Origin of the sequence: Pseudomonas sp. GM55 (genome assembly GCF_000282395.1) — a bacterium.
GTDB classification, from domain to species: domain Bacteria; phylum Pseudomonadota; class Gammaproteobacteria; order Pseudomonadales; family Pseudomonadaceae; genus Aquipseudomonas; species Aquipseudomonas fluorescens_CC.
In genome coordinates this window covers 2501-5363 of the sequence record NZ_AKJJ01000082.1, presented here as the reverse complement: position 1 = coordinate 5363, position 2863 = coordinate 2501, and the positions used below count along the sequence as shown (strand labels likewise).

The 2863-nt window shown below is 51.8% G+C and carries 1 rRNA gene (only partly in view); it reads right to left on the bottom strand.

The features are described from left to right. Positions 1-59: 59 nt before the first annotated feature. A 23S ribosomal RNA gene (locus PMI31_RS20770) occupies positions 60-2863 on the bottom strand; it runs 88 nt beyond the window's last position.

Below are 2863 nucleotides of genomic sequence, written 5' to 3'. Positions count from 1 at the left end.
GTCTTCACACACCGCAATCTGATGCTTCTTTCGAAGTAAGCAAATTGCTTGGGTGTTATATGGTCAAGCCTCACGGGCAATTAGTATTGGTTAGCTCAACGCCTCACAGCGCTTACACACCCAACCTATCAACGTCGTAGTCTTCGACGGCCCTTCAGGGGACTCAAGGTCCCAGTGAGATCTCATCTTGAGGCAAGTTTCCCGCTTAGATGCTTTCAGCGGTTATCTTTTCCGAACATAGCTACCCGGCAATGCCACTGGCGTGACAACCGGAACACCAGAGGTTCGTCCACTCCGGTCCTCTCGTACTAGGAGCAGCCCCTCTCAAATCTCAAACGTCCACGGCAGATAGGGACCGAACTGTCTCACGACGTTCTAAACCCAGCTCGCGTACCACTTTAAATGGCGAACAGCCATACCCTTGGGACCGGCTTCAGCCCCAGGATGTGATGAGCCGACATCGAGGTGCCAAACACCGCCGTCGATATGAACTCTTGGGCGGTATCAGCCTGTTATCCCCGGAGTACCTTTTATCCGTTGAGCGATGGCCCTTCCATACAGAACCACCGGATCACTAAGACCTACTTTCGTACCTGCTCGACGTGTCTGTCTCGCAGTCAAGCGCGCTTTTGCCTTTATACTCTACGACCGATTTCCGACCGGTCTGAGCGCACCTTCGTACTCCTCCGTTACTCTTTAGGAGGAGACCGCCCCAGTCAAACTACCCACCATACACTGTCCTCGATCCGGATAACGGACCTGAGTTAGAACCTCAAAGTTGCCAGGGTGGTATTTCAAGGATGGCTCCACGCGAACTGGCGTCCACGCTTCAAAGCCTCCCACCTATCCTACACAAGCAAATTCAAAGTCCAGTGCAAAGCTATAGTAAAGGTTCACGGGGTCTTTCCGTCTAGCCGCGGATACACTGCATCTTCACAGCGATTTCAATTTCACTGAGTCTCGGGTGGAGACAGCGCCGCCATCGTTACGCCATTCGTGCAGGTCGGAACTTACCCGACAAGGAATTTCGCTACCTTAGGACCGTTATAGTTACGGCCGCCGTTTACCGGGGCTTCGATCAAGAGCTTCGCGTTAGCTAACCCCATCAATTAACCTTCCGGCACCGGGCAGGCGTCACACCCTATACGTCCACTTTCGTGTTTGCAGAGTGCTGTGTTTTTAATAAACAGTCGCAGCGGCCTGGTATCTTCGACCGGCGTGGGCTTACGCAGTAAATGCTTCACCCTCACCGGCGCACCTTCTCCCGAAGTTACGGTGCCATTTTGCCTAGTTCCTTCACCCGAGTTCTCTCAAGCGCCTTGGTATTCTCTACCCAACCACCTGTGTCGGTTTGGGGTACGGTTCCTGGTTATCTGAAGCTTAGAAGCTTTTCTTGGAAGCATGGCATCAACCACTTCGTCACCCAAAGGGTAACTCGTCATCAGCTCTCGGCCTTAGACTCCCGGATTTACCTAAGAGTCCAGCCTACCACCTTAAACTTGGACAACCAACGCCAAGCTGGCCTAGCCTTCTCCGTCCCTCCATCGCAATAACCAGAAGTACAGGAATATTAACCTGTTTTCCATCGACTACGCTTTTCAGCCTCGCCTTAGGGACCGACTAACCCTGCGTCGATTAACGTTGCGCAGGAAACCTTGGTCTTTCGGCGTGGGTGTTTTTCACACCCATTGTCGTTACTCATGTCAGCATTCGCACTTCTGATACCTCCAGCAAGCTTCTCAACTCACCTTCACAGGCTTACAGAACGCTCCTCTACCGCATCACTTACGTGATACCCGTAGCTTCGGTGTATGGTTTGAGCCCCGTTACATCTTCCGCGCAGGCCGACTCGACTAGTGAGCTATTACGCTTTCTTTAAAGGGTGGCTGCTTCTAAGCCAACCTCCTAGCTGTCTAAGCCTTCCCACATCGTTTCCCACTTAACCATAACTTTGGGACCTTAGCTGACGGTCTGGGTTGTTTCCCTTTTCACGACGGACGTTAGCACCCGCCGTGTGTCTCCCATGCTCGGCACTTGTAGGTATTCGGAGTTTGCATCGGTTTGGTAAGTCGGGATGACCCCCTAGCCGAAACAGTGCTCTACCCCCTACAGTGATACATGAGGCGCTACCTAAATAGCTTTCGAGGAGAACCAGCTATCTCCGAGCTTGATTAGCCTTTCACTCCGATCCACAGGTCATCCGCTAACTTTTCAACGGTAGTCGGTTCGGTCCTCCAGTCAGTGTTACCTAACCTTCAACCTGCCCATGGATAGATCGCCCGGTTTCGGGTCTATTCCCAGCGACTAGACGCCCTATTAAGACTCGCTTTCGCTACGCCTCCCCTATTCGGTTAAGCTCGCCACTGAAAATAAGTCGCTGACCCATTATACAAAAGGTACGCAGTCACCCAACAAAGTGGGCTCCCACTGCTTGTACGCATACGGTTTCAGGATCTATTTCACTCCCCTCTCCGGGGTTCTTTTCGCCTTTCCCTCACGGTACTAGTTCACTATCGGTCAGTCAGTAGTATTTAGCCTTGGAGGATGGTCCCCCCATATTCAGACAAAGTTTCTCGTGCTCCGTCCTACTCGATTTCATGACTAAGAGATTTTCGCGTACAGGGCTATCACCCACTATGGCCGCACTTTCCAGAGCGTTCCGCTAATCTCAAAGCCACTTAAGGGCTAGTCCCCGTTCGCTCGCCACTACTAAGGGAATCTCGGTTGATTTCTTTTCCTCAGGGTACTTAGATGTTTCAGTTCCCCTGGTTCGCCTCTTGCACCTATGTATTCAGTACAAGATAACCATCTTATGATGGCTGGGTTCCCCCATTCAGACATCTCCGGATCAAAGTCTGTTTGC